Source organism: Streptomyces alkaliphilus, assembly GCF_014141535.1.
GTDB lineage: Bacteria > Actinomycetota > Actinomycetes > Streptomycetales > Streptomycetaceae > Streptomyces > Streptomyces alkaliphilus.
Genome location: NZ_VKHT01001161.1, coordinates 1 through 1,423, shown reverse-complemented (window position 1 = coordinate 1,423; position 1,423 = coordinate 1). Strand labels below are relative to the sequence as shown.

Genomic DNA, 1,423 nt, shown 5'->3' with positions numbered 1-1,423 from the left:
CCACCCCAGCCGCCCGCCATCCGCTCCAGGCGGGCGATCCGCTCGGCCATCGGCGGGTGGGTGGCGAAGAGCTTCGACATGCCGTCGCCGCGCCGGAAGGGGTTGGCGATCATCATGTGGCTCGTCGCCTCGAGCTTCGGCTCGGGTGGCAGGGGCAGCGCCTGCGTACCGGCCTCCAGCTTGCGCAGGGCGCTCGCCAGTGCCTCCGGGTCACCGGTCAGCTCGGCCCCCGAGGCGTCCGCCTCGTACTCCCGCGAGCGGCTGACCGCCAGCCGGATCAGGGTCGCGGCGAACGGCCCGAGGAGACCGATCAGCAGCATTCCGAGGATGCCGGGGCCCCGGCCGGAGCGGCCCGGCAGCAGCCAGGCGAACTGCACCAGGAACATGATCACCGAGGCCATCGCGCCGGCCACGGAGGATATGAGGATGTCGCGGTTGTAGACGTGGCTCAGTTCGTGGCCGATCACCCCGCGCAGCTCCCGTTCGTTCAGGAGCCGCAGGATGCCGTCGGTGCAGCAGACGGCGGCGTTGCGCGGGTTGCGGCCGGTGGCGAAGGCGTTGGGGGCGTCGGTCGGGGAGATGTACAGCCGGGGCATGGGCTGCCGGGCTCGGCCCGCCAGCTCGCGGACCATGCGGTACAGCTCGGGTGCCTCGAACTCGCTCACCGGTCGGGCCCGCATGGAGCGCAGGGCGAGCTTGTCGCTGTTCCAGTAGGCGTATCCGTTGGTGGCCAGGGCGACCACCAGGGCGATGATCAGCCCGGTGCGACCGAAGAAGGCGCCGATCAGCAGGATCAGCGCCGACATGCCGCCGAGCAGGGCGGCCGTCTTCAGTCCGTTGTGCCGGCGGTGCACGGTGTTCCCTCCGGGATGGTGCCGTTCGGGGGACTCCTTCGGTCCGGGTCGTGGGGATTGGTCCGGCGTTGACGGACGTTCCCGAAGTTCACAACGCGACAGGCCGACCAGCGGTTCCCGGCCGGTCACGGGGCGCGACGCGTGTCACGTCCCCGTCGGGGGCCGACCCCTCGACGCCCGACGCCCGCGTGGTCGGGGGCGGCGTTCGGCCGACGCCACACCCCCCGGGTCACCGGAACCCCACACGCGGCTGCGCGACCACGGCCCGACGCGGCCCGGCACGCCCGGGCGGGACGCGTCCCGGAACCGGCGCCGGTCGGGCCGAGGACGCCCGGGCCCGGCACCGGGCCCGCCGGGACCTCAGAGGAAGGTGCCGGAGGCCAGGCGAAGGATGAGCTGCGGCCAGCCGGAGAGGACCAACGCGATGCCGGCGGCCAGGCCCACCGCGACGGAGAGCGGCAGCGGAACGGCGGTGGCGTCGGGCGGGGCGCTCGCGGTCGACGGCCGGGCGCCGGCGGTGGCCGGCCCGACCGCCGGGACCGCCCCCGCGTCACCGGGCTGCCCCGCCC

The 1,423-nt window shown here is 74.6% G+C and carries 1 protein-coding gene and 1 pseudogene; both read right to left on the bottom strand.

Going from position 1 to position 1,423, the window contains the following annotated elements:
- Window positions 1-854: zinc metalloprotease HtpX (htpX, locus tag FNQ90_RS23125; RefSeq protein WP_182608125.1), on the bottom strand; the 854-nt coding region annotated here is incomplete at its 3' end.
- A gap of 360 nt (window positions 855-1,214) precedes the next feature.
- Window positions 1,215-1,423, bottom strand: a pseudogene (locus FNQ90_RS23120) (NADH-quinone oxidoreductase subunit N); the annotation flags it as partial.